Source organism: Roseivivax sp. (genome assembly GCF_054552075.1).
Map to the genome: position 1 here is coordinate 12,472 of NZ_JBTOLZ010000003.1, position 24,151 is coordinate 36,622.

Annotated in this window: 20 protein-coding genes; 7 read left to right on the forward strand and 13 right to left on the reverse strand. The window is 69.6% G+C overall.

Annotated features, from left to right (window positions below; genetic code table 11):
• Positions 1-3 precede the first annotated feature (3 nt).
• Positions 4-507: a TIGR02444 family protein gene (locus ACX938_RS02860; RefSeq protein WP_459429908.1), complete on the forward strand. Its 504-nt coding sequence runs from the start codon at positions 4-6 to the stop codon at positions 505-507.
• Positions 508-633: 126 nt separating this feature from the next.
• Here the strand turns inward: ACX938_RS02860 and ACX938_RS02865 are convergent, their stop codons facing one another.
• The 4 genes from ACX938_RS02865 to ACX938_RS02880 are packed head-to-tail and all read right to left on the reverse strand — an operon-like array spanning position 634 to position 5,344.
• Positions 634-1,446: an FAD binding domain-containing protein gene (locus ACX938_RS02865; protein WP_459430065.1), complete on the reverse strand. Its 813-nt coding sequence runs from the start codon at positions 1,444-1,446 to the stop codon at positions 634-636.
• Between the two features lie 9 nt (positions 1,447-1,455).
• The gene (locus ACX938_RS02870; protein ID WP_459429909.1) at positions 1,456-1,941 is read right to left on the reverse strand and encodes a (2Fe-2S)-binding protein; all 486 of its coding nucleotides are present in this window, start codon (positions 1,939-1,941) and stop codon (positions 1,456-1,458) included.
• Positions 1,938-2,882 carry an ABC transporter substrate-binding protein gene (locus ACX938_RS02875; protein ID WP_459429910.1) on the reverse strand — a complete coding sequence of 315 codons (945 nt, stop codon included), beginning with the start codon at positions 2,880-2,882 and terminating at the stop codon, positions 1,938-1,940. Before ACX938_RS02875 ends, ACX938_RS02870 begins: the two co-directional genes overlap by 4 nt.
• Positions 2,879-5,344, reverse strand: a complete 2,466-nt coding sequence (locus ACX938_RS02880) for a xanthine dehydrogenase family protein molybdopterin-binding subunit (protein ID WP_459429911.1) — start codon at positions 5,342-5,344, stop codon at positions 2,879-2,881. The genes ACX938_RS02875 and ACX938_RS02880 overlap by 4 nt, the downstream gene beginning before the upstream one ends.
• A gap of 126 nt (positions 5,345-5,470) precedes the next feature.
• Between ACX938_RS02880 and ACX938_RS02885 the strand changes: the two genes are divergently transcribed.
• A complete protein-coding gene (locus ACX938_RS02885; protein ID WP_459429912.1) occupies positions 5,471-7,759 on the forward strand; it encodes a xanthine dehydrogenase family protein molybdopterin-binding subunit in 2,289 nt (762 codons plus the stop codon).
• Complete coding sequence (locus tag ACX938_RS02890) at positions 7,759-8,343, forward strand: UbiX family flavin prenyltransferase (protein ID WP_459429913.1); 585 nt, start codon at positions 7,759-7,761, stop codon at positions 8,341-8,343. The genes ACX938_RS02885 and ACX938_RS02890 overlap by 1 nt, the downstream gene beginning before the upstream one ends.
• A gap of 429 nt (positions 8,344-8,772) precedes the next feature.
• Here ACX938_RS02890 and ACX938_RS02895 read toward each other — a convergent pair whose 3' ends face one another.
• Positions 8,773-9,753, reverse strand: coding sequence for an NAD(P)-dependent alcohol dehydrogenase (locus ACX938_RS02895; protein ID WP_459429914.1), 981 nt, complete (start codon positions 9,751-9,753; stop codon positions 8,773-8,775).
• A 106-nt stretch (positions 9,754-9,859) separates the two neighbouring features.
• Here ACX938_RS02895 and ACX938_RS02900 point away from each other — a divergent pair, with 106 nt between their 5' ends.
• Entirely contained in the window at positions 9,860-10,741 is an 882-nt protein-coding gene (locus tag ACX938_RS02900; RefSeq protein WP_459429915.1) for a LysR family transcriptional regulator, read from the forward strand.
• Positions 10,742-11,061: 320 nt separating this feature from the next.
• Here ACX938_RS02900 and ACX938_RS02905 read toward each other — a convergent pair whose 3' ends face one another.
• The 8 genes from ACX938_RS02905 to ACX938_RS02940 all read right to left on the reverse strand — a co-directional run bounded on the left by ACX938_RS02905 (position 11,062) and on the right by ACX938_RS02940 (position 20,939).
• Complete coding sequence (locus tag ACX938_RS02905) at positions 11,062-11,964, reverse strand: 2-oxo acid dehydrogenase subunit E2 (protein WP_459429916.1); 903 nt, start codon at positions 11,962-11,964, stop codon at positions 11,062-11,064.
• A gap of 10 nt (positions 11,965-11,974) precedes the next feature.
• Positions 11,975-13,405 carry an NAD-dependent succinate-semialdehyde dehydrogenase gene (locus ACX938_RS02910; RefSeq protein WP_459429917.1) on the reverse strand — a complete coding sequence of 477 codons (1,431 nt, stop codon included), beginning with the start codon at positions 13,403-13,405 and terminating at the stop codon, positions 11,975-11,977.
• A 17-nt stretch (positions 13,406-13,422) separates the two neighbouring features.
• A complete protein-coding gene (locus ACX938_RS02915; RefSeq protein WP_459429918.1) occupies positions 13,423-14,862 on the reverse strand; it encodes a biotin/lipoyl-containing protein in 1,440 nt (479 codons plus the stop codon).
• Complete coding sequence (locus ACX938_RS02920; protein ID WP_459429919.1) at positions 14,852-15,847, reverse strand: alpha-ketoacid dehydrogenase subunit beta; 996 nt, start codon at positions 15,845-15,847, stop codon at positions 14,852-14,854. The genes ACX938_RS02915 and ACX938_RS02920 overlap by 11 nt, the downstream gene beginning before the upstream one ends.
• A 28-nt stretch (positions 15,848-15,875) precedes the next feature.
• Complete coding sequence (locus ACX938_RS02925) at positions 15,876-16,871, reverse strand: thiamine pyrophosphate-dependent dehydrogenase E1 component subunit alpha (protein WP_232754847.1); 996 nt, start codon at positions 16,869-16,871, stop codon at positions 15,876-15,878.
• 105 nt (positions 16,872-16,976) lie between these two features.
• Complete coding sequence (locus ACX938_RS02930) at positions 16,977-18,275, reverse strand: M24 family metallopeptidase (RefSeq protein WP_232754848.1); 1,299 nt, start codon at positions 18,273-18,275, stop codon at positions 16,977-16,979.
• A gap of 87 nt (positions 18,276-18,362) precedes the next feature.
• On the reverse strand, positions 18,363-19,172 hold the full coding sequence (locus ACX938_RS02935) for an SDR family NAD(P)-dependent oxidoreductase (RefSeq protein WP_232754849.1): 810 nt from the start codon (positions 19,170-19,172) through the stop codon (positions 18,363-18,365).
• A gap of 18 nt (positions 19,173-19,190) precedes the next feature.
• On the reverse strand, positions 19,191-20,939 hold the full coding sequence (locus ACX938_RS02940; RefSeq protein WP_459429920.1) for an extracellular solute-binding protein: 1,749 nt from the start codon (positions 20,937-20,939) through the stop codon (positions 19,191-19,193).
• A 304-nt stretch (positions 20,940-21,243) separates the two neighbouring features.
• On the opposite strand from ACX938_RS02940, the gene ACX938_RS02945 reads away from it, so the two are divergent.
• The 3 genes from ACX938_RS02945 to ACX938_RS02955 all read left to right on the forward strand — a co-directional run bounded on the left by ACX938_RS02945 (position 21,244) and on the right by ACX938_RS02955 (position 24,140).
• Positions 21,244-22,200, forward strand: a complete 957-nt coding sequence (locus tag ACX938_RS02945) for a sugar ABC transporter substrate-binding protein (protein ID WP_459429921.1) — start codon at positions 21,244-21,246, stop codon at positions 22,198-22,200.
• Positions 22,201-22,274: 74 nt separating this feature from the next.
• Positions 22,275-23,072: an SDR family oxidoreductase gene (locus tag ACX938_RS02950; protein ID WP_232754852.1), complete on the forward strand. Its 798-nt coding sequence runs from the start codon at positions 22,275-22,277 to the stop codon at positions 23,070-23,072.
• Positions 23,073-23,165: 93 nt separating this feature from the next.
• Complete coding sequence (locus ACX938_RS02955) at positions 23,166-24,140, forward strand: ABC transporter permease (RefSeq protein ID WP_459429922.1); 975 nt, start codon at positions 23,166-23,168, stop codon at positions 24,138-24,140.
• Positions 24,141-24,151: the final 11 nt, after the last annotated feature.

Below are 24,151 nucleotides of genomic sequence, written 5' to 3' on the forward strand. Positions count from 1 at the left end.
CGGATGTCGGACGCGGATAGCCCCGCCGAGGATCTCTGGCGTTTCGCCCTGGCGGTCTACGGGGCGTCTGGCGTCTCGGCGGCCTGTCTCGAACTGCAGGACCGCTTCGGCGCGGATGTGCCGGTCCTGCTCACCGCGCTCTGGATGGGGCGCCGGGGGCGGGCGCTCGATGCGGCAGCCATGGCGGCGCTCGACGGCGTGGTGGCCGATTGGCGCGCCGAGATGGTCCAGCCGCTCCGCGCGCTCCGACGGCGGCTGAAGTCCGGCCCCGCGCCCGCACCTTCGGATACGACCGAGGCGCTGCGGAGCGAGATCAAGCGCGCCGAGCTCTCCGCCGAGAAGATCGAGATGGTGCGGCTGGCCGAATGGGCCGCGGCGCAGCCCGAGGCAGAGGGGCAGGGCGATGCGGCCCGCAACCTCGCGCTGGCGGTTGCCTATTTCGCGGAAAGGGCCGAGGTGCCCGAGGCGTTGCTTGCGCCGCTTCTTGAGGCGGCGGAGGCCAACTAGCGGGACGCGGTGGCGAGCGGCTGAGAGAGCGGGGCGGTCTGCGGCCACGCGCGAGGTGCTCTGACCCAACGCACAGGCATTGGCGGGCGCGACAGGAGACGCGCCCTTGAACCGGCCCACGCCCTCTCAAAGCAGCGTCAGCTTCCCCTGATGGCCCACCGCCTCGGCACTTGCCACGGCGCAGAGATGCGCCCGGTAGCGCGCGTCGGCGTGCATGTCCGACATCATGTCCCCGGGATCGAGCGCCAGCCCCGCCAGCGCCCCGCGCTCGAAGCGGGAGGCCAGCGCCGCCTCGGCCTCGGACCAGCGGAAGACGCCGTTGTTGCCCGCCCCGGTGATCGCCAGCCGCACGCCATCCGGCCCCCGGGCGACGAAGCTCGCCGCCAGCGCGTAGCGCGAGGCGGGGTTGCGCATCTTGGCGTAGCCCGCGCTGTCCGGGACCGTGAAGGTGACGCGGGTGATGATCTCGCCCTCGTCGAGCGCCGTGGTGAACATCCCCTGGAAGAAGTTGTCCGCCGAGATCGCGCGCTCCGAGGTCTCGATCACCGCGTCGAGGGCCAGCGCAGCGGCGGGGTAATCCGCCGCCGGGTCGTTGTTGGCAAGCGAGCCGCCGATCGTGCCGCGATGGCGCACCTGCGGATCGCCGATCGACCCGGCGAGCGCCGCCAGCGCCGGGATCGCCCCGCGCACCTCGGGAGAGGCGGCCACGGCGGCATGGGTCTCGGCGGCGCCGATCGACAACCGGTCGCCCGCGCGCATGATGCCCCGAAGCTCGGGGATCGCCGCGAGATGCACCAGCCGGTCGGGTGCCGCGAGCCGGTTCTTCATGGTCGGCAAAAGCGAATGCCCGCCCGAGAGATAGGCCGCATCCTCGCCGCCCTCGAAATAGGCGCGGGCCTCGTCCAGCGTGCGCGCGCGGTGGTAGGAGAAGGGATACATCATCGCGCCTTACTCCGCCGGGGTCTTCTGCGCGCCCGCCGCCGCGAGCACCGCCTTGACGATGTTGTGGTAGCCGGTGCAGCGGCAGAGGTTGCCCTCGAGCTGGTGGCGCACCGTCTCGGCGTCGACATCCGGGCCGTGCCGGTCGACCAGGTTGACCGCCGCCATGATCATCCCCGGGGTGCAGAAGCCGCATTGCAGGGCGTGATGGGTGCAGAAGGCCTCCTGCATGGGGTGCAGGCTCTCGCCCTCGGCCAGCCCCTCGATGGTGCGGATATCGGCGCCCTCGGCCATGACGGCCAGAACCGTGCAGCTTTTCACCGCCTGGCCGTCGAGGATCACCGTGCAGGCGCCGCATTGCGAGGTGTCGCAGCCCACATGCGTGCCGGTCAGACCAAGGTGCTCGCGCAGGAAGTCCACGAGCAAGAGCCGGTCCTCGACCTCGGCGCGGCGCTCGGTGCCGTTCACGGTGATGGCGATCTCGCTCTGGCTCATGCGGGCGCTCCCTTGCGGATTTCCTCCCAGAGGGAGAGGTCGATGTAAGGCGCGATGTCCTCGGACAGCGCCCCGCCCGAGCCATGCCGGCTTCGAAGGTCGAGGACACAGGCCATGCCCTCGGGCAGGATCGCGCCTTCCGGGGTCAGCCCCGAGCGCGGATCGAGCAGGCTTGCCATGACCGGCGCCACCGCCTGCGGCTTGATCGCGGGCATGTGCTTTTGCAGATGCGCGGCGGCGGCCTCGCGGTTCTCCGGGCGGCGCACCCAGTCGAGCCCGGCCAGATAGCCGCGCATATAGGCCGAGAGCGCCTCGGGCTGGGCCTCGCGGTAGCCCCGGTTCGCGGCCATGACGCCGCCCTGGTAGGCGGGCAGGATGTCGGTCGATTTCTGCAGGACCTGGAAGCCCGCGCGGGTCGCCAGCGTGGTGAAGGGCTCGATGGTCAGCGTGCCGACATGGGTGCCTGCCTGCACCGACTGCCAGCGCTGGGGCGTGGCGCCGACGGCGACGTAGTCGGTCTCGCCCGGGGCGAGGCCCGCGCGTTCCAGCATCTCCGAGAGCACGAAGGCAAAGCCCGTGTCCTTGGCGTCGAGCGCGATGCTGCGTCCGCGCAGATCCGCGAAGCGGGTGATCTCGGGGGCGGTGACAAAGGACAGTTCGAGCTGGGTCGCGCCCATGACAGCCACATAGGCCGGATCGATCCCGGGCCCGGCGGCGCCCTGGCCGGTGGAATAGGCCACGACGTTGTCGAAGGCGGTCATGGCGACGTCGAAGTTGCCCGCCGCGACCTCTTCGGCCTGGTAGATGCTCGAGGGCGTCAGCTCGATCTCGACGGCCAGGTCGCGCTCGGCGAAGAAGCCCTCTTCCAGGGCGGCGAAGATCGGCAGGTTCGGGGCGCCCGGGAAGGCGATCACGCGGGTCTTGTGGCGCGGGGCGGTCATGTCTCTGCGGTCTCCCTGTCGAAAGCTGTCGCGCCGGCGTCACTCAGCGCCTGCCAGATCCGCTGCGGCGTGATCGGCATGGAAATGTCCCGCACCCCCTGCGCGCGCAGCGCATCCAGCACCGCCAGCGTGACGGTGGCCAAGGCCGGCGTGGTGCCGCCCTCGCCGCCGGCCTTGATGCCGAAGGGATTGGTGGGCGAGAGCACCTCGGCGATCTCGCAGTCGTAGAAGGGCAGATTGTCGGCGCGCGGCATGCCGTAGTCCATTAGCGAGCCCGACAGCGGCTGGCCGCTTTCGGGGTCGATGGCGCAGTTCTCCCACATCGCCTGGCCGACGCCCTGGGCGATGCCGCCATGGCTCTGGCCGTGCACGATCAGCGGGTTGATGCAGCGGCCCACGTCGTCGATCGAGGCGTAGCGGGTGATCCCGATCTGGCAGGTCACCGGGTCGATCTCGACCTCGCAGATGGCGGTGCCATTGGGAAAGACCGGGGCGTGCATCTCGTTGGTGCGCGCGGCGAAGAGCGGATCCTCCTCGGTCGACAGCTCCGCCAGGGTGACCGAGCGGTTGGTCTCGCGGCCCGAGAAGGCGCCGCCCTCGAAGCTCAGATCCTCGGGCGGCAGGCCCAGCCGTTCGGCGGCGCGCTCCCGCGCCAGGCGCAGGAGATCGGCCGAGGCCATGGCCATGACGGTGCCCGCGTGCCGCATCGAGCGGCCCGAGTGCGAGCCGCCGCCAAGGCTCACCTTGTCGGTGTCGCCGATCACGATGCGCACCCGTTCCACCGGGGTCTGCAGCATGTCGGCCACCACCTGCGCGAAGGAGGTCTCGTGGCCCTGGCCCGAGGGCTGGGTGCCGATCACCACCTCGATCCGCCCGTCGGGCGACAGCGTGATCTCGGCGCGTTCCTTGGGCGTGCCGATCGAGCTTTCGACGTAGTTCGCCAGCCCCACGCCCAGGAGCTTGCCGCGCCCCGCGGCCTCGGCCCGGCGGGTCTCGATGGCGCTCCAGTCGAAGATCGCCATGGCGCGGTCCATGTTGGCCTCGTATTGGCCGCTGTCGTAGATCGAGCCCACGGCGTTGCGGTAGGGCATGTCCCCGGGCGGCACGAGGTTGCGGCGGCGCAGGGCGATCTTGTCGATGCCCATCTCCTCGGCGGCGATGTCGACCAGCCGCTCGATGGCATAGGTGACCTCGGGCCGGCCCGAGCTGCGGTAGGCCTGGGTGCACATGGTGTTGGTGAAGACCGCACGGGCGCGCAGATGCGCATGGGGAATGTGATAGGAGCCGGTGATCAGCCCCGAGCCCTTGGAGAGCGGCGAAAGCGAGACGCAGCGCGCGCCGACGTTCGAGATGTTGTCGGCCCGAAGCGCCAGGAAGCGCCCGTCGGCGTCGAGCGCCAGTTCGACCCGGCTGTGCAGGTCGCGGCCCTGGTAGTCGGTCAGGAAGGCCTCGGAGCGGGTGGCGGTGTATTTCACCGGCCGCTTCAGCCGCCGCGAGGCCCAGAGCACCAGCCCGAACTCCACGTAGACCCGGTTCCGCGCGCCGAAGTTGCCGCCGACGTCGTAGGAGAGGACGCGCAGGTCCTCCTGCGGGATGCCCAGCACCTGTGCCAGCTCGCGCTTCTGCCGCACCGCGCCGCCGCTGCCGGCGTAAAGCGTGGAGCGGCCGCTCTCGGCGTCGTAATCGGCCAGCGCCGAGCGTGGCTCCATGGTGACGGCGGTGACGCGGTTGATGTGGAACTCCGCCTTGGCGACATGGGCGGCGGCGGCGAAGGCGGCATCGACCGCGGCCTGGTCGCCGAAGCTGCTGTCGACCAGCGTGTTCTTCGCGGTCTCCTCCCAGACGCGCGGGGCGCTGTCGGTGATCGCCTCGAGGCTGTCGGCCACATGCGGCAGCTCTTCCCAGTCCACTTCGACCAGTTCGGCGGCATCCTCGGCGGCGCCCTTGCTCTCGGCGATGACCACGGCGACGGCCTCGCCGACGTGGCGGGCCTTGTCGGTCGGCAGAAGGACATGCGGACCGATGAAGGGCATGCTGCCGTCGGGGGCGCGCAGCTTCACGTCGAAGCGGGTCGAGGGCACGGGGTTGTGCGGGATCGGGCCCAGCCCGTCGGCCTCGGCGTCCGAGCCCGTCAGCACCGCGACGACGCCCGGCAGCTCGAGCGCCGCGCTGGCGTCGATGCCGCCGATCCGCGCGTGCGGATAGGGCGAGCGGACCATGGCGGCGAAACATTGGCCGGGCCGGGTGAAATCGTCGGTAAACCGTCCCTTGCCGGTGACGAGGCGGTGATCCTCGCGCCGTTTCAGGGGCTTGCCGATATTGCGGAAGAGCTCGACCGAGAGCGGCCCGATGCCCGAGGCGCCTTCGTCATAGGCCCAGCCCTCGGGCAGATCGGTGCAGGGGCCGGCGGGTCTGCTGCCACCCTCCGGGGTCGGGATTCCGCCCTTTTTCTGCTCGGTCATTGCGCCATAATCCATTCCACCGCGAATGTTGTATGTCTTAATGTATGACGATATGCTTTGCAAGTGGCGGCCCGCAAGGGGACGCGTGTATGACGGGGGCAGGGCCTCCGGGGATTGGTGGAGCTCATGTGGAAAATCGGTCGGTCGCAGGTGCGGGTCGAGGATGACCGCTTCCTGAGGGGGCAGGGCGATTACACCGGCGACCGGGTGCCCGAGGGCGCGCTCGAGATGGTGATCCTGCGCGCGCCCGTGGCGGCGGGGCGGATCACCGCGCTCGATGCCGAGGAGGCGCGCGGGATGCCCGGCGTGGTCGCGGTGCTGACCGCCGAGGAGCAGGCCGAGGACGGGCTTGGCCCGATGCTGCCCCGGCTGCATCACCCCGGCCCCGATGGTGGCGAGATGCGGGTGCCGCTTGTGCTGCCCTTGGCCACGGGCTCGGTGCATTACGTGGGCCAGCCCATCGCGGTGATTCTGGCCGAGAGCCGGGCGGCGGGCGAGGATGCCGCCGAGGCGATCCTTCTCGATTTCGAGGACCGCGCGGCGGTGATCGACCCCCTCGCGGCCCTGGAGAAGGACGCGCCGAAGGTCTGGCCCGAGCTGCCCGACAACCACTGTTTCCGCGTCGGGAAGGGCGACGGCGCGGCGGTCGCGGGGGCCTTCGAGGAGGCCGCCCATGTGACCCGCGCGCGGCTCCGCATCAACCGGGTGACCGCCGTTGCGCTCGAACCCCGCGAAGTGATCGCGCGCTATTCCGAAGGCGAGGGCTACCGGCTCGACACCGGCACCCAGACCCCGCACCGGGTGGCCTCGGACGTGGCCCCGATCCTCGGCGTCGAGCCGGGGGCGCTGCGCGTGGTCTCGGCCGATACCGGCGGCTCCTTCGGGATGAAGAACGCGGGCTACGGTGAATACGCGCTGGCGCTCTGGGCGGCGCGGCGCAGCGGGCGGGCCGTGCATTGGCAGGCCAGCCGCACGGAATCCTTCATGTCCGACGCCCATGCCCGCGACCAATGGGCCGACGTGGCGCTGGCGCTCGATGCCGAGGGCCGGATCCTGGCGCTCGACGTGGGCATCACCGCGGCCATGGGCGCGGTGCTGGGCCCCGCCACGACGCATCCGCCGGTCGCCAATGTGGCGGGGCTGGCCGGGGTCTACGGCACGCCCGCGATCCGGGTGGTGATCGACGGGGTCTATACCAACTGCCTGCATGTCGCGCCCTATCGCGGCGCGGGCCGGCCCGAGGCGACCTATATCATCGAGCGCATCCTCGACATCGCCGCCGCCGAGACCGGCCACGACCGGGTGGCGCTGCGGCAGATGAACCTGATCCCGCCCGAGGCTCTGCCCTACGAGACGCCGCTTGGCTGGGTCTACGACAGCGGCGATTTCGCCGGGGTGCTCGACCACGCGCTCGAGGCCGGGGACTGGGCGGGCTTCGCCGCGCGCCGCGCCGAGACCGAGGCGCGGGGGCGGCTGCGCGGCATCGGCCTCAGCATGCCGATCGAGATTGCGGGCGGGCCGGTGAAGAAGCCGCATTCCGAATACGCCCGGCTTTCGATCGGGGCGCAGGGCAGCGGGCGGCTGGCGCTGGGCTCCTGCAGCTCCGGGCAGGGACACGAGACCGCCTTCCGGCAGCTCCTGTGCGAGCGGCTCGGCCTCGACCCGGAGGCGGTGGAGATCCTGACCGGCGACACGGGCGTGGTGCCGCAGGGCACCGGCACCTTCGGCTCGCGCAGCCTGACCGCGGTGGGCACCGCGCTCTGGCAGGCCATGGCAGAGGCCGAGGAGGCCGCCCGCCCGGCCGCCGCGACGCTTCTGGAGGTGCCCGAGGCGGCCCTGAGTTTCGAGGCGGGGATGTTCCGCGCCGAGGGCGGCGGCGCGGTCTCCTTCCTCGAGGCCCTGGCCCATGCCAAGCGCGATTTCGACACCGAGGTCAACGCCCATGCCGAGGGCGCGACCTTCCCCAACGGCTGCCACCTCTGCGAGGTCGAGATCGACCCCGAGACCGGGCAGGTCAGGCTCGATCGCTACACCGTGGTCGACGACGTGGGCACGGTGATCAACCCGATGCTGGTCAAGGGCCAGATCGCCGGCGGCGTCGCCCAGGGCCTCGGCCAGGCGCTGCTCGAGGATGTCGCCTACGACACAGAAACCGGGCAATTGCTCTCGGCGAGTTTCATGGACTACGCGGTGCCGCGGGTTGACGATATTCCTGGGATCACGGTGCTGACCCACCCGGTGCCCACTGCCGCCAACCCGCTTGGCGCCAAGGGCGCGGGCGAGGCCGGGACGGTGGGCGCGCTGGCCGCCGCGGTGAACGCGGTGGTCGATGCGCTCGGGGCGCGCGGGGTCAGACACCTGGACATGCCGGCGACCCCGGCCCGGGTCTGGGCCGCGCTGAGGGGAGAGGAATGATGACGCAAGGTGACCGCCGGAAGCGGCTGATCGTGGCGATCACCGGCGCCTCGGGGGTGATCTACGGCATCCGCGCCCTGCAGCTCCTGCGGGAGGTGCCGGGGATCGAGACCCATGCGATCATCTCGCCCTCGGCCTTCCGCACCGCCCAGGACGAGGTCGACATGACCCAGGAGGAGATGAAGGCGCTGCCGGATGTGCTTTACAGTCACCGCGACATCGGCGCCTCGCTGTCCTCGGGCTCGTTCCAGACCGCGGGGATGCTGGTGGCGCCCTGCACGGTGAAGACCCTGTCGAATATCGCCACCTGCAACGCCGGAGAGCTGATCCCGCGCGCCGCCGACGTCTGCCTGAAAGAGCGCCGCCGGCTGGTCCTGATGTTCCGCGAGACGCCGCTGCATCCGGGCCATATCGCGCTGATGGAGCAGGCGACCCGCAACGGCGCCATCGTGATGCCGCCGGTTCCGGCTTTCTACAGCAAGCCGAAGACGCTGATGGAGATGGTGGATCAGTCGGTCGGGCGGGCGCTGGATTTGTTCGACATCCACATGGACCACGTGCGGCGGTGGACGGAGGACGGGTGAGGGGGGCTGGGTTGGTGCGGTGGAGGGGGGCTTGTGAAAGGGGTGCTCTTGCAGAGCTGGACCAAAGGCCGAACTTCAGAACACCACTGCACCCCGCGCGTCTCCCCCCGGAATAGCCGACCAAGCACATCTACCCACGCGCCCCCCCTTGCGCCCGAATAGCACCGAAGGTGCCGGGCGCGCGCCGGACCGGCCCCTTGGGCCGGCGCTCTTGTGAGTGGTGCGCATAGTTCTTCCCTAGTCCTGACCTTGCCTAGATAAAGCACCTCGCTCGGAGGTCAGCAGCGCCGGCCCCCGGTCCGGCGCGCGCCCTCTGTCGGTGCAGGTGTCGACCGGGTTGGGGCGCTGCTTGGTGGTGGGGCGCTTCAACTGTTGGGGAGCGCGCAACTTGGCCCGTTCCCGGCCCCGACTCCGGCCCGGGGCTACCCCTCACACCACCACCACGTTCCCGCGCTTGTGGCCGGTCTCCATGTGCCGATGCGCCTCGACAAGGTCGCTCAGCGGGTAGACCCGGTCGAGGAGCGGCACCAACGCGCCCTCATCGAGCAACCCCAGCACCTCGCCGAGATAGCCCCTGAGCACCTCGGGCGGCAGCAGCCCCGCCGCGGCGAACAAGGCGCGCTTTCCACCGACCAACCGGCTCCCCAAACTGGCCGCCAGCAAGGGCAGGCTCAGCACCGGGCAGAGGTAGCGCCCGCCCTCCGCGAGCTGGCCCTTCATTGCGCGGAAGCTGCTGACGCCCAGCGTGTCGAAGATCACGTCGTAGCGTGCGGCACCCGTCTCCAAGGACCGACTCGTATAGTCGATTGCGTGATCGGCCCCGAGCTCCAGCAACAGCGCCTGGTTGCGCGGGCCCGCCGTGGCGCTCACCTCCGCGCCGGCGGCGCGGGCGATCTGCACCGCCGCGCTGCCGAGGCTGCCGGCGCCGCCCAGGACCAGCACCCGCTGGCCCACGTGCAAGCCGCCCAGCCCCTGCAGGAAGTGCCAGGAGGTCAGCGGCCCGTCACAGAGAACCGCCGCGTCCTGGTGCGACAGCCAGTCGGGCTTGGGCATCAGCACGCCGGACTCCTCAAGGCAGATGTGGCTCGCGTTGGCGCCGAAACGCATGCCCGCCTCGCCGAAGATCGCGTCGCCCGGAGCGAAGCGGGTGACCTCGGCGCCGACGGCCCAGACCTCGCCCGAGAGCCCGGTGCCCGAGCGGTTCTGGCGCGGCCGCCCGAGGCCCAGGAAAAGCCGCGCGAAGCGCGGGCGCCCGGCGCGCATCATGCCGTCGGCGCGCGTCACCGCCGAGGCGCGGATGCGGATCAGGATCTCGCGCGGGCCGGGGGTGGGCAGGGGCGCGGTCTCGGGGCGCAGGACCTCGGGCGGGCCGTATCGGTCGATGCGCCAGGCGGATAGTGTGGCAGCCATGGGGGTCTCCTTTCCTGTGACACCAGTGCCGTGATCCCGAAATAGCGGTGCGCCATCATTCCGCCTATTGCCGCAAACGCGCCGCTATGGTTCAAAATTGATCCGCATGATCGATTGGAAATCTCTGCCGGCCTTCCTGGCCGTGGCGCGGGCGGGCTCCCTGCGCGGCGCGGCCGAGGCGCAGGGCGGCACCCATGCGACCCTGCGCCGCCAGATCGAGGGGCTCGAGGCGCAGCTCGGCGTGACGCTCTTTCGCCGCAGCGCCGGGGGGCTGACGCTCTCGGCTGCCGGGCGGCGGCTCCTGCCGCAGGCGCTCGAGGCCGAGGCGGCGCTGCGCCAGGGCTTCAACGCGGTGCGCGGGCTCGACAGCGCGGCCTCCGGGCGCATCCGGCTCTCCGCCGATCCGATGACCGCGCATTACCTCCTGGCCCCGGTGCTGGGCGAGTTCCTCGCGCTCTACCCCGAGATCCACCTGGAGATGCGGCTCTCCTACGAGACCGACTCGATCGAGCGCGGCGAGACCGACGTCTCGATCCGCCATGTCCGCGAGGTCTCGGGCGACGCGGTGGGGCGCAAGCTCTTCCCGCTCTCCATCGGGGTCTTCGCGGCGCGCAGCTACATCGATCGGGCGCTGCATGACGCGGGCCCGCGCGGCGAGGGGCTGACCTGGCTCGGCTACGGCCCGGTGCCCGAGCTCGAGGCGATGATCGCCGCCTCGCCCTTTCCGCGCGCGCGGGTCCGCCACGCGATCCCGGACCCGGCGATGCATCTGCACCTGGCGCGGGCCGGGGCGGGCATGAGCTTCCTCGCCGCCTGGGTGCCCAGCGTCTTTCCCGAGCTGCAACGGGTGCCGGGCACGGCGCTCGACCAGAGCCGCGCGACCTGGGTTCTGATGCACGGCGACCTGCGCCGGGTGGCGCGGGTGCGGCTCCTGGTGGATTTCCTCTACGAGAGCCTCCTGGAGCGGCGGGCGGATTTCATCGGGTGAGGGGGTTTCGGGCACGGGGCGCAGGGCGGCCCGCTGAGGGACCGGACCTGACCAGGGAAGTGAGGGGTGGGCGGAGATGAGGGGCCAAGGTCCTCGAGGGACCGCGCGACTTGGCCTCGCGGCGCTTCGGAAGGTGCCCGCTGCGCCAATGACCTCAAAGGCAAACCCGCCAAAAGAAAACGGGCGGCGCTGGGAGAACGCGCGCTGCCCGCCCTCGGGGTCCGGCTTGGAGGAGCCCCCTGCCGAACCCGCGCTTCGCGGAGGCCGGGCCGCCCATGAGGGGCACCCAAGACCCGGGACCCCCGGGAAGGCCCGAGCCCTCAGACCATCAAGCGGCGCGGATCGGCGATGAGCCCGCCGAGGTAGCGCAGGAAGCGCGCCGCATCGGCGCCATTGATCACCCGGTGATCGTAGCTCAGATCAAGCGGCACCATGTCCACCGGGCGCGGGGTCTCGCCTTCCCAGACCGTCACCGTCTCGACCCGGGTGATGCCCAGGATCGCCACTTCGGGCGGGTTCACGATCGGGGTGAAGCCGATGCCGCCGATGCCGCCGAGGCTGGTGACGCTCATCGAGGCGCCACCCATCTCCTCGGGGCCGAGCTTGCGGGCCTGGGCGCGGCCGGCGAGATCCGCGATCTCCGCCGCGATCTGCCAGAGCCGCTTTTTGTCGGCGTCGCGGATCACCGGCACCATGAGCCCATGGGCGGTGTCCACGGCCACACCGATGTGCACGTAATCCTTCAGGATCAGCCGCTTGCCGTCGGGCGAGAGCGAGGCATTGAAGCGCGGGAACTCGCGCAAGGCGCGCGCCAGGGCCATGACCTGGAAGGCCAGGGCGGTCAGCTTCACGCCGCGCGCCTGGGCCTCGGGCTTGAGCCGCTTGCGCAGGGCCTCGATCGCGGTGACCTCGGCGCGGTCATGATGGGTGACCTGCGGGATCGCCGTATGCGCGGCCGAGAGGTTGGCCGCCGCCACTTGGGCGAAGCGGCTCATCGGCTCCTCGGTGACCGGGCCGTAGGCGGCGTGGTCGACGTCCCAGTAGGCCGTAACGGCGGGGTCGGGGCCGCCGGAGGCTTGAGGCGCGCCCGAGCCCGAGCCCCCGCCCTCGACATCCTCGCGGCCGATGGTGGTCCGGCCCAGCTCGCGGGCCAGCGCCTCGATCTCGATGCCCTTGGCCAGGGCCAAAGCCCGGACCGAGGGGGATGCGATCACACTGTCCATGGCCACCTCCTTACCAGCTTGCCGAGATGTATTGGGTTTCCATGAACTCGAGCATGCCCTCGTGTCCGCCCTCGCGTCCGAGGCCCGACTGCTTGGTGCCGCCGAAGGGCGCCGCGGGGTCCGAGACAAGGCCGCGGTTCAGGCCGACCATTCCGTAATCCAGCCGCTCGCAGACCTGCAGGGCGCGCTTCATGTCCTCGGAGAAGACATAGGCGACCAGCCCGTATTCGGTGTCATTGGCCCGGCGGATCACGTCCTCCTGGTCGGTGAAGGTCTGGATTGCGGCGACCGGGCCGAAGATTTCGTCCTGCACGCAGTCGGCATCCTCGGAGACGTTCGACAGCACCGTGGGCGGGTAGAAGAACCCGGTGCCTTCGGGCGTGGTGCCGCCGCATTCGATCCTGGCGCCCTTGGCCAGCGCATCCGCCACGAAGTCGGCCACCTTGTCGCGGGTCTGGGCGTTCACCAACGGGCCAACGTCAACCGAAGCATCGCTGCCGTCGCCGACCTTGAGCGCCGACATCGCGGCGGTGAACTTCTCGGTGAAGGCGCGGGCCACCTTTTCGTGCACGTAGAAGCGGTTGGCCGCGGTGCAGGCCTCGCCGAGGTTGCGCATCTTGGCGAGCATCGCGCCTTCCACCGCCACGTCCAGATCGGCGTCCTCGAAGACGATCAAGGGCGCGTTGCCGCCAAGCTCCATGGCCGGTTTCAGCACCTGGTCGGCGGCGGAATGCAGAAGCTTGCGCCCGACCCCGGTGGAGCCGGTGAAGGAGACGACGCGCACGCGCGGGTCGTGCAGCATGTGATCGACCAGCGCCCCGGTGCGCTTCGAGGGCAGCACGTTGACGAGGCCCTTCGGCACGCCGGCCTCTTCCAGAAGCGGCATCAGCGCCAGCATGGTCAGCGGCGTCTCCGAGGCGGGTTTGATGATCACCGCGCAGCCGGCGGCCAGCGCGGGCGCGATCTTCCGGGTGCCCATGGCGGCGGGGTAGTTCCAGGGCGTGACCAGCACCGCGAGGCCCGCGGGCTTGTGCTGCACCATGATCCGCGCGCCCGAGGCGGGCGCATGGGTGATCATCCCGTCGGCGCGCACCGCTTCCTCGGCGAACCAGCGGAAGAACTCGGCCGCATAGGTGGCCTCGCCCATGGCGTCGGCGCGGGCCTTGCCGTTCTCCAGCGTGATGTAGCGGGCGAAGTCCTCGAGCCGCGCGGTCATTAGCTCCCAGGCGCGGCGCAGCACTTCCGAGCGTTGGCGCGGGGTGCGCGCGGCCCAGTCGGCCATGGCGGCCTCGGCGGCGTCGAGCGCGGCGTCGGCATCGGCGATCTCGGCCGAGGCGACCGAGGCCAGCACCTCCTCGGTGGCGGGGTTGATGACGTCGAAACGGTCCTTGGCGGCGCCGGGCACCCAGCTGCCGTTGATGTAGAGGTCGGTGAATTCCATGCAGGGTCTCCCCGGGGTCAAAGCAGGTGGCGGAGCGGCAGCTCCAGCCGACCGGCGAAATTGGAAAGGAGGGTCACGGCCTCGGAGGCCGACAGCTGGGCGCTGCCGCATTCCAGCGTGACCGCGAGGCCCGCGCCCTCGCGGGTGAGGGTCAGGACCGGCGCGGCTTCCGCGCCGAGGGTGACGGTCTGGACCGCGCTGAAGCGCAGGTCGCGCAGGATCAGGTCGGGGACGGCATCGCCCTCGGCCTCGGTGATCTGCCCGAGGGTCTGGCCCGGGACCGCGACGGCCCTTGTGGCGCCGAAGCTTTCCACCGCGACAGTGACGGCGCCCCGGTCGAGGCTGGCGCCCGCGAGGCCCGCAAGTAGCTGCGTCGCGTCGCCGAGGCCCATCTCGCGCGCGGCCCAATCGGCGAAGGCCGAGAAGCCTTCCTCGGGGAGGCGCGCGGTCAGGTGGCGGGTCGCGGCGGCGGCGCCGGGCGCGGGGGCGGTGTCCTCGGGCGGCAGGGCCTTCAAGACCTCGATGTCGGCGGCGTGGTAGGGCTGGGGATGGCCCGCCCGCACGAGGCGCGCGAGGTCGAGCCCCTGTTCCAGCGCCAGTCGTCGCGCCTTGGGCGAGGCGAGGATGCGTGCTCCTTCGGTGGGGGCGGCGCTCTGCGTGCCGGGTGTGGCGGATTGCGCCGCGCCTGCCTTGGCGGCACCGGGTTGAGGCGCGCCTGCAGTGGCCGCGCCCGCTTTGGCGGGGACGCTTGGTGCGGGCTTGGTCTCCGCGCCCGCGCCACCTGCCGCCGGTTGGGCGGTCTTCGCGGAGGCCGCGCCGGCCTTGCGGCTGCGGCTGATCGGGGCGTCGGGTTTGCTGGCCGCGATGATGGCGATGGGCTCGCCCACCGGGGCATCCTCCCCGGCCTCGGCCAGGAGCGCCGCGACGAAACCGTCGTGGCCCGCCTCGACATCCATGGTGGCCTTGTCGGTCTCGACCTCGAAGAGCACGTCCCCGGCGGCGACCGCATCGCCCGGGGCCTTGTGCCAGGCGACGATCTGGCCGGTGTCCTGGGCCATGCCGAGCGCGGGCATGATGACCTGCGCGCCCTCGGGCAGGGCGTCGTCGGCGGCGGCATCGGAGCCGCTTGCGTCGTCGGACGCGGCAGGAGCGGCTCCAACGTCGGATCCGCCGGACGCCCCGGCCTTCGCGTCAGATGCACCAGCCCCCGCCGCCTCCGCGCTGTCCGCGATCACCGCGATGACATTGCCCACCGGCACCTCGGCCCCGGCCTCGGCGCGCACATCGGTCAGGAAGCCCGCGCCCTGGGCTTCGACCTCCATGGTGGCCTTGTCGGTCTCGACCTCGAAGAGCACGTCGCCCTCGGCCACCGCCTCGCCCTGGGACTTGTGCCAGGAGACGATCAGCCCGGTGTCCTGCGCCATGCCGAGCGCCGGCATGATGACCTCAAGCGGCATGGATCATCTCCTGTCCGACCAGCTTGCGCGCCTGCGCGGCCACGCCCTCGGGCGTCGGCACGGTGATGTCCTCGAGCGCGGGACTGAAGGGCACCGGCACATCCATCGCGCCCATGCGCAGGACCGGGGCGTCGAGATGGTAGAAGGCCTTCTCGTTGATCCGGCTCGCGATCTCGCCGGTGACGCCGTAGCTCTGGTGGCCCTCGTCGACGACGATCACCCGGCTGGTCTTCTGGGCCGAGGCCAGAAGCGTCGCCTCGTCCAAGGGCACGATGGTGCGCGGGTCGATGACCTCGGCCGAGATGCCCTCGGCCTCCAGGATCTCGGCGGCCTTCTCGCAGACCTGCACCATCGACGACGTGCCGATCAGCGTGATGTCGGTGCCCTCGCGCTTCACGTTGGCCTCGCCGAAGGAGATCAGGAACTCCTCCTCGGGGACCGGGGCCTTGTCGTTGTACATGAGCTTGTCTTCGAAGATCACCACCGGGTTGTCGTCGCGGATGGCGGTCTTCATCAGGCCCTTGGCCTCATAGGCCGAGGAGGGCAGGGCGACCTTCAGCCCCGGGATATGCGCCACCAGCGCGTGCAGCGACTGGCTGTGCTGGGCCGCCGAACGGCGCGTCGCGCCGAGGTTGGTGCGCAGCACCAGGGGCACCGAGAGCTTGCCGCCGGACATGTAGTGGGTCTTGGCCGCCTGGTTACAGAGCTGGTCCATGATCAGGTAGATGAAATCGCCGAACATCAGGTCGACGACGGGCCGGGTGCCGGTCATGGCGGCGCCGACGGCCAGCCCCATGAAACCCGGCTCGGCGATCGGCGTGTCGACGACCCGCTGGGTGCCGAACTCCTCCACGAGGCCCGAGAGCACCTTGAAGGGGGTGCCGGCCTCGGCGACGTCCTCGCCGATGATGAAGACCGTCTCGTCCCGGCGCATCTCCTCGGCGAGCGCCTCGTTCACGGCCTGGGACAGGGTGATCTCTCGCATGGGTGTGTTCCTCTTGCTCGGGCCGGGCTCAGGCCAGCGCGTGGTCGACGCCGACGTAGACATGCATGTCCACCTCGGAGACGTCGGGATATTTGGCGTTCAGCGCGTATTCGACGGCGGATTTGGCATCGGCCTTGATCTCGCCGTTCATGGCCTCGATCTCGGCCTCGCTGGCGATGCCCTGGTCGACCAACCAGGCGCGGAAGCGGATGATCGGGTCGCGGTTGTCCTTCCAGTCCTGTTCCTCGGACTTGGAGCGGTAGTATTCGCGGTTGATGTCGCCGACGTGGTGGCCGTGGTAGCGATAGGTCATCAGCTCCAGGAAGAAGGGGCCCTCGCCCTTGCGGGCCCGGGCCACGAGGTCGCGCGTGAGGTTGTTGACCGCCAGCACGTCCTGTCCGTCGACCTGGTGCGCCTCGATGCCGAAGGCCTCGGCGCGGGCGGTGATCGAGCCGGCGGCGATCTCCTCGGTCTTGGTGTATTCCGAATAGCCGTTGTTCTCGCAGGCGTAGATCACCGGCAGCTTCCAGAGCGCGGCCATGTTCATCACCTCGTACCAGAGGCCCTGGGCGGTGGCGCCGTCGCCGAAGAAGCAGACGGTCACATCCTTGGTGCCCAGCATCTTGGCGGTGAAGGCCGAGCCGGTGGCGATGCCCATGGAGCCGCCGACGATGGCATTGGCCCCGAGGTTGCCGTTCGACTGGTCGGCGATATGCATGGAGCCGCCCTTGCCGCGGCAGTAGCCCTCTTCCTTGCCGAGCAGTTCGCAGAACATCTCGCGGAAGGCGGCGCCCTTGGCCACGCAATGGCCGTGGCCGCGGTGGGTCGAGGTGATCTTGTCGCTGGTGGTCAGCGCCTCGCAGATGCCCACCGCCACGGCTTCCTCGCCGGAATACATATGCGTGAGCCCCGGCATCTTGGCCGAGAGATAAAGCTGGTTGGCGTTGTCCTCGAAGGTGCGGATGCGGACCATCTGGCGGTACATCCGCAGGTAGTCCTCGGTGTTGTGTTTGGTCTGTGCCATCTGGTCTTTCCCTGAGCTTGCGGGCGGGCCGGGGCCCCGCGGTCGGTCGCGGGGTGGGCCCCAAGGTCGGGGACGGCGGCGCTGGGCCCGCCGCCCCCGGGCCGGTCAGTAGCGGTTGGCGATCGGCAGATCCTCGGCCGGGAAGAGCGAGATCACCTCGCAGCCGGTCTCGGTGACCACGACCTCCTCCTCGATACGGGCGGCGGAATAGCCGTCGGCCGCGGGGCAGTAGGTCTCGAGCGCGAAGACCATGCCGGTCTGGATCTCCATCGGGTGATCGAGCGACACCGCGCGGGAGATGATCGGCCGCTCGTGCAGCGCGAGGCCCAGCCCATGACCGAACTGCAGCCCGAAGGCGGCATCCTCGGAGGGGAAGCCGAACTCCTCGGCCTTGGGCCAGACCTCGGCGACCTTGTCGGTGCTGACACCGGGCTTGATCATCTGGATCGAGGCGTCGATCCATTCGCGCGCCTTCACGTAGGCGTCGTTCTGCGCGGGCGTCGCCCGGCCGATGTTGAAGGTCCGGTAATAACAGGTCCGGTAGCCCTGGTAGGACTGCAGGATGTCGAAGAAGGCCTGGTCGCCGGGGCGGAAGTAGCGGTCGGTGAAATTGTGCGGATGCGGGTTGCAGCGCTCGCCGGAGATCGCGTTGATCGCCTCGACGTCGTCGGAGCCCATCTCGTAGAGCATCTTGTTCGACATCGCGACGATGTCGTTCTCGCGCACGCCCGGTTTCAGCTCCTCCCAGATCATGTGGTAGACGCCGTCGACCATTGAGGCGGCCTGGGTGAGCAGCTGGATCTCGTCCCAGTTCTTGATCTCGCGGGCGGCCAGCATGATCTGCTGGCCGTCGACGACCTTGATGCCTTCCTCCTGGAGGGCATGGAACATCGCGGTCTCGGCGTAGTCGACGCCCACCGGCATGTCGGCCATGCCGGCCTCCTTGATGAGGCGGGCGATCTCCTTGGCGTATTTGCGCATCAGGCCGAACTCGGGCGGGATGGTGCCGCGCATGCCCACCACGCCGGCAAGGCAGTGGTCGGGCTCGAGCCAGTCGGAATACTTCTGGTGGTGCACCGCCGCCGAGCCGAAGTCCCAGACATAGGGGCTGTCATCGCCGGTCAGCAGGCAGAAGCGGCACATCTTGTCCCGCTCCCATTCGCCGATCTTGGTGGCCGAGACGTAGCGGATGTTGTTCACGTCGAAGAGCAGGAGCGTGCCCGCGCCCGAGGCCTGCAGCGCCTGGCGGGTGCGCGCCAGCCGGTAGCGGCGCAGGCGGTCGTGGTCGATCCGGCGCTCGAAATCCACCGAGGTATGGCCCCAGGCGGGGATGCGCCCCTCCCATCGCCAGTTCGGTTCGAGGTCTTGCGGGGTCAGCATGTTGGGCATGAGTGCGCGGGACATTAGGCAATACTCCTTGGGGCGCGTGCCGGGCACGCACCGGATTTCTGCAGGGCGGAAAGGGGGCGCGGGTTCACGCCCCCGGCGGCGTCACTGGATGCACCAGCCGCCGTCGATGTGGATCATCTGGCCGGTCATGTAGTCGCTGTCGTCCGAGGCCAGGAAGGCGGCCGTGCCGGTGATGTCCTCGGGGTAGGAGACCCGCTTGATCTGCAGCGCGTCGCGGACGATGTCCTCGTAGGCCTGGCCTTCCTTCTGCTTGAAGCCGATGTCCACGAGGTCCTTGTCGAGCTGCTCCCAGAGCGGGGTGACGACGACGCCGGGGGCATAGCCGTTCACGGTGATCTTGTGCTCGGCCAGGCCGATGGCGCCGCAGTGGGTGAGCGCCAGGCAGCCGTATTTCGAGGTGCAATAGACCGTCACGTCCACCAGCGGCTTGCGCGAGGCGATCGAGCCCACGTTGATCAGCTTGTAGGGGTGATCCTCCATCGGCCCCTGCTTGATCATCTGGCGGGCGGTCTCCTGCATGCCGAGCCACATCGCCTTGGTGTTGACGTTCATGATCATGTCCCAGTTGTCCTCATCGATATCCATGAAGAACCGGGGCTTGTTCAGGCCGGCGTTGAAGAGACCGACGTTGATGGAGCCGAAGGCCTCGACCGTGGCGGCCACCGCAGCGGCGTTGTCGGCGCGCTTGGTGACGTCACAGGTGACCGCAATCGCCTTGCCGCCGCCGGCGGCGTTGATCCGCTCGGCGGTCTGCGCGGCCTCGTCGCCGTCGAGATCGGCGATGCAGACATTCGCGCCCTGGGCGGCGAAGGCCTCGGCATTGGCCGCGCCCATGCCGCGGGCGGCGCCGGTGATCAGGATGTGCTTGCCGGTCAGGCGGTTGGGGTCCATTGGTCTCTCCTCCTCAAATCATGTGGGTCCGGGGGCCCGGACGATCGCCTCGGCCCGCGCCTGGGCCTTGCGGATGGCTTCGCGCGGCGTGACGATGCCGCGCAGCATGTCGTGAAATTCCTCGCCGCAGATCTGGATGATGTCGGTGATCTCGGGCACCGGCGGGCGCGGCCAGAACTGCAGCTCGTCGCGCCAGGACATGGCGTCCACCGCCTCGAAGATCGGCGAGATGCGGCGGACCTCGGGGTCGGCGCCGACGGAATAGCGCGGGTTGGTCCGGCTGCCGTTCTGCACGTACATCTTCTGCGCCTCGGGCGAGGTGAAGAGCACCAGCGCCTCGACGGCGGCGCGCACCCGGTCCTCGGGCAGATTGGCGGGAATGCCCATGACGTAGCCGCCGACCGGCGCCAGTGCCCGGCCGCCGGGGCCCGCGGGATGCGGCAGGTAGCCGGTGTTGCCCGCCGCCGGCGAGGTCTCGTCGAGCTCGAAGAAGGGCGCGAGCAGCGTGTAGCCATAGGCCATGGCGATCTTGCCTGCCGCATAGGGGCGGACGCGCTCGTACCAGGACATCGACAGGATGTCGGGCGGCGAATACTCCAGAAGCTGGAGCAGGAACTCCGCGGCGCGCAGGCCCCCCTCGGTGTCGATGGTCGGGCGGTAGTCGCGCCGGGCCAGGTGGTCGGTCTCGAAGCCCCCAGCGATCTCGGGCAGGTCGAGGACCGGCTGGCCGAAATCGGCCATGGTCATCAGGACGGTGTGCCCGAGCGCGGTGCCCCGGGCGGCGTTCCAGCCGATGCCGTAGCGCCCGCGCAGGGGCTCGTGGAAGCGCTGGGCGGCTTTCAGAAGCGCGTCGGTCGTCGCGGGCGCGGCCAGCCCCGCCTCGGCGAACAGGTCCTTGCGGTAGAACAGCACCTCGGGCGTGGTCTGGGCCGGCGCGCCATAGGGCCGGCCGCCCCAATGCGCGGCCTTCCAGCCGGCGGTGTGGAAATCCGCCGGATCGAGCCGGGCGATGTCCATCGCCTCGTCGAGCGGCATCAGCACGCCGCTTTCCGCGAAATCCCCGATCCAGGGCAGGTCGACGGCGATGATGTCGTAGCGGCTGGTCTTGCGCTCGGCGTTGCGCCGGGCCTCCTCGCGCAGCCGGTCGATGGAGAAGGCGCGCTGGTGGATCTGCGCGCCGATGGCCTGTTCGAACTGCCGCTTGAGCGTGTCCATGACCATGAAGGTCGGGTCGCCATGGACCAGGACCCGCAGCCCGCCCGGCAGCTTGATCGGCTCCGAGAGGACCTGCATCGGCGGGATCGCACTGGTGGCCATGTAGGAGCCGCCGTAGAAGTAATCCTCGTCCCCGCCGGGGCGGTCGGCGCCGCCGAAGCTGGTGCGGGCCAGCCGTTCGACCCGGCCCGAAAGCTGCATCCACTGCTCCATGAGCTTGTCGCTGGGATGCAGCGAGAAGCTCTTGCCGCTCTGGGTGCGGGGGCGACGCTCGATCAGCCCGGCCTCGACCATCTCGTTCATGCGCCGGGTGGCGGTGGCGTAAGGCACGCGGCTCTGCCCCACGAGGGAGGTCGGCGTGATGATCTTCGCCTCGAGATGGCCGCGCACCAGGTGCAGCATCATCCGGTAGTAGGGATTGGGCTCCACCAGTTCGAAGGTGTGGTCGAGCTCGTCGCCGAATTTATCCAGAAAGGACAGGATACGCAGCATCTTGGTCTTCGCCTGGGGCGAGACCTGGCTGGTCGTGAGTTGTCCTTGCATGGCGTTCATCTGCGGCGGTATCGTCTCGTGGGTCGCGGAGCGCGCCTTTTTGCGCGGGCCACTCCGGCGGTTGGGGGATCTGCGTCGCACCACGGCGGCACTCCTCGAGATTGTTCAAATCGATCAATTCAGCGTATCGCGATAATGTCCAAATTGGATATGAACATATTCAAGATGGACATATTCACGGACCCCGTGGGCGACCGGGCACGGCAGGCTTCAAGGGCTCGCCGGACTTTCGGCGGCGGATGTCCGACGGCTGGAGGAGCCGGAGGGCAGACGTTCAACAGGATCATTCGGGAGGAGACCGAACATGACATCGCGCAAGACACTCGCCGCATCCACGGCGCTCGTATCGCTGGCCTTCGCAGGCGCGGCCGCCGCCGAGACGATGAAGATCGGGATCACGCAGAACAACGTCGGCGTGGACAGCTACCAGACCACCTACGAGAAGGCCTTCATCGCGGCCGCCGAGGCCAACGACAGCGTCGAGACGGTGGTGCTTGACGCCGGCGGCGACGTGGCGCGGCAGATCGCCCAGATGGAGGACCTGATCCAGCAGGAGGTCGACGCCATCATCATCTGGCCGACCAACGGCGAGGCGGTGATCCCCGCGGTCCGCAAGGCCTTCCAGGCCGACATCCCGGTGATCGTCACCAATTCCAACATCGCCGAGGCCGGCTTCGACTTCGTGAAGTCCTTCTCAGGCCCCGACAACATCACCCAGGGTGCCCGCTCGGCCGAGATCATGTGCGACAAGTTCAAGGAGATGGGCATCGAGACCGAGGCCCAGGTCGTGCATATCACCGGCCAGCCGGGCTACACCACGGCGATCGAACGCGCCAAGGGCTTCGAGGACCGTCTGCCCGAGGTCTGCCCCGAGGTGACCGTGGTCGACACCCAGCCGGGCGACTGGAACCGCGAGAAGTCGCAGAAGGTCATGGAGGCCTTCCTGGTCAAATACGACGACATCGACGGCGTCTATGCGGGCGACGACAACATGGGCGTGGGCGCGCTGAACGCCGCCAAGGCCGCCGACCGCGACGGCATCATCTTCGTCGGCGCCACCAACTTCGCGGTGGGCTACGAGGCGATGGAGCGCGGCGAATACTGGGGCTCGATCTACCAGTCGCCGGTCGATGACGCCGAGGCGGCGCTGCAGACCGCCATCGACGTGCTGAACGGCGAGGAGGTGCCCTTCCTCAACTACTTCGACACCCCGAAGATCACCCAGGACAACATGGGCGATTACACCAAGCCGGTCTTCTAAGGTCGACAACAAAGCCGGGCGGGGCAGGGGCCGCGCCCGGCGCTTTCACGTCACTTTGGCCGAGGGAGGGGACTTTGGCGCGTGTGAAGGGTCGGTCCTGCATCGTCACCGGTGCGGCACGGGGCATCGGACGGGCGATCGGCGAGGCGCTGCTCGACGAGGGTGCCGACGTCTGTTTCGCCGATATCAACGGCACGGCGATCCGCGAGGTCGCCCTGGCCAATGCCGCCCGCGCCGAGGCCGGCGGCGGCAAGGTCACCTGGGCGCAGGTCGACGTGGCCGAGCGGGCCGAGGTCCGCGCCATGATCGACAAGGCGGTCGGCGCCTTCGGCAAGCTCGACGTGATGTTCAACAACGCCGGCGTGAACAAGCCGATGAACTTCCTCGATGTGACCGAGGAGAACTGGACCTTCATCATGCGGGTCAACGGCCTCGGCTGCCTGATCGGCATGCAGGAGGCGGCCCAGCAGTTCATCCGCCAGGGCAGCTTCGGCAAGATCGTCAACACCGCCTCGGTGGCCAGCCGGCAGGGCTTCGACACGGTCGCGCCCTACTGCGCCAGCAAATGGGGCGTGGTCTCGCTGACCCAGTCGGGGGCGCGCGACCTGGCCAAGCACGACATCACCGTGACCGGCTTCGCCCCGGGCGTGGTCGCCACCGAGATGTGGGACGAGGTCGACCGCGACCTCATGGAGATCGGCGCGGCCGAGAAGCCGGGCCAGGCGATGCAGGAGTTCTCGGCCTCGATCCTGCGCGGCAGGGTCGCCCGGCCGCAGGACATCACCGGCACGACCACCTTCCTGGCCTCGCCCGAGAGCGACTACATGACCGGCCAGATCGTGATGATCGACGGGGGCATGACCCTGGTCTGATCGCGGGTGGCGCCCGGTCCCGGAGGAGGGGAACGGATGGCTGACATTTCAGGCAGAGAGGCGCGCCAGAGGGGCGCAGGAAGGGAGAGACGCATGTCCGGCGTGAACAAGGCGCAGATCGGCGGGTTCCTGGCCCGCCAGGGCATCCTGGTGGCCTTCGTGGTCTTCATGGTGGGGTTCACCCTCGCCAATCAGCGGTTTCTCGATCCCGACAACATCATGGGGGTCATGCGGTCCTCGGCGATCCTGGGGGTCATGGCGCTGGGCGTCACCTTCGTGGTGATCTCGGGCAACCTCGACCTCTCGGTCGGCTCGATGATGTCCTTCTCCACGATCGTGGTCTTGGACCTGCACGACAAGCTCGGCCCGGCGCTGGCGATCCCGGCGATGTTCGCCATGACGCTCTGCCTCGGGGCCTTCATCGGCTTCCTGGTGGGCTATCTGAAGCTCAATTCGCTGATCGTCACGCTGGGGATGCTCTCGGCGATCCACGGGCTGACGCTGACCTATTCGGGCGGCCAGAACATGGACATCGCCGACAAGGAAAGCACCTGGTTCTCGGTCTTCGGCCAGGGCGAGGCGCTGGGCATCCCGGTGCCGATCCTGATCTTCGTGGGGCTCGCCGCGCTCCTGGGCGTGACGCTCGGCAAGACGCCCTTCGGGCGCAAGGTCTATGCCGTCGGCGGCAATGGCACCGCGGCGACCTTCTCGGGCATCCGGCGGGCGCGGGTGGTCTTCATCTGCTACCTGATGTCCTCTTTCTGCGTGGCCACCGCCGGGCTGATCCAGGCCAGCCGCTCGCTCGGCTCGCAGAACACCGTGGGCCAGGGGCTCGAGCTCGAGGTGCTGGCGGCGATCATCCTCGGTGGGGCCTCGCTCCTCGGCGGCTCGGGCACGATCTTCAAGACGGTGATCGGCGTGTTGATCCTGGGCTTCATCCAGAACGGCCTGCTGCTCGTGGGCCTGCAGTTCTACGTCCAGTACGTCGTCACCTGGGTCATCATCATCCTTGCGGTCTGGCTCGACATCGCGGCCAAGCGCGGCAAGCTCTGGTCGCCCATCGCGTAAGGGAGAAATGG

Coding starts and splice junctions, on each gene's coding strand:
- ACX938_RS02875 (WP_459429910.1), bottom strand. CDS start 2,882: ATGACCGCCCCGCGCCACAAGACCCGCGTGATCGCCTTCCCGGGCGCC.
- ACX938_RS02910 (WP_459429917.1), bottom strand. CDS start 13,405: ATGGAATTCACCGACCTCTACATCAACGGCAGCTGGGTGCCCGGCGCC.
- ACX938_RS02935 (WP_232754849.1), bottom strand. CDS start 19,172: ATGGACCCCAACCGCCTGACCGGCAAGCACATCCTGATCACCGGCGCC.
- ACX938_RS02955 (WP_459429922.1), top strand. CDS start 23,166: ATGTCCGGCGTGAACAAGGCGCAGATCGGCGGGTTCCTGGCCCGCCAG.
- ACX938_RS02865 (WP_459430065.1), bottom strand. CDS start 1,446: ATGTATCCCTTCTCCTACCACCGCGCGCGCACGCTGGACGAGGCCCGC.
- ACX938_RS02890 (WP_459429913.1), top strand. CDS start 7,759: ATGACGCAAGGTGACCGCCGGAAGCGGCTGATCGTGGCGATCACCGGC.
- ACX938_RS02915 (WP_459429918.1), bottom strand. CDS start 14,862: ATGCCGCTTGAGGTCATCATGCCGGCGCTCGGCATGGCGCAGGACACC.
- ACX938_RS02930 (WP_232754848.1), bottom strand. CDS start 18,275: ATGTCCCGCGCACTCATGCCCAACATGCTGACCCCGCAAGACCTCGAA.
- ACX938_RS02885 (WP_459429912.1), top strand. CDS start 5,471: ATGTGGAAAATCGGTCGGTCGCAGGTGCGGGTCGAGGATGACCGCTTC.
- ACX938_RS02860 (WP_459429908.1), top strand. CDS start 4: ATGTCGGACGCGGATAGCCCCGCCGAGGATCTCTGGCGTTTCGCCCTG.
- ACX938_RS02940 (WP_459429920.1), bottom strand. CDS start 20,939: ATGAACGCCATGCAAGGACAACTCACGACCAGCCAGGTCTCGCCCCAG.
- ACX938_RS02870 (WP_459429909.1), bottom strand. CDS start 1,941: ATGAGCCAGAGCGAGATCGCCATCACCGTGAACGGCACCGAGCGCCGC.
- ACX938_RS02925 (WP_232754847.1), bottom strand. CDS start 16,871: ATGGCACAGACCAAACACAACACCGAGGACTACCTGCGGATGTACCGC.
- ACX938_RS02905 (WP_459429916.1), bottom strand. CDS start 11,964: ATGGACAGTGTGATCGCATCCCCCTCGGTCCGGGCTTTGGCCCTGGCC.
- ACX938_RS02945 (WP_459429921.1), top strand. CDS start 21,244: ATGACATCGCGCAAGACACTCGCCGCATCCACGGCGCTCGTATCGCTG.
- ACX938_RS02920 (WP_459429919.1), bottom strand. CDS start 15,847: ATGCGAGAGATCACCCTGTCCCAGGCCGTGAACGAGGCGCTCGCCGAG.
- ACX938_RS02900 (WP_459429915.1), top strand. CDS start 9,860: ATGATCGATTGGAAATCTCTGCCGGCCTTCCTGGCCGTGGCGCGGGCG.
- ACX938_RS02880 (WP_459429911.1), bottom strand. CDS start 5,344: ATGACCGAGCAGAAAAAGGGCGGAATCCCGACCCCGGAGGGTGGCAGC.
- ACX938_RS02895 (WP_459429914.1), bottom strand. CDS start 9,753: ATGGCTGCCACACTATCCGCCTGGCGCATCGACCGATACGGCCCGCCC.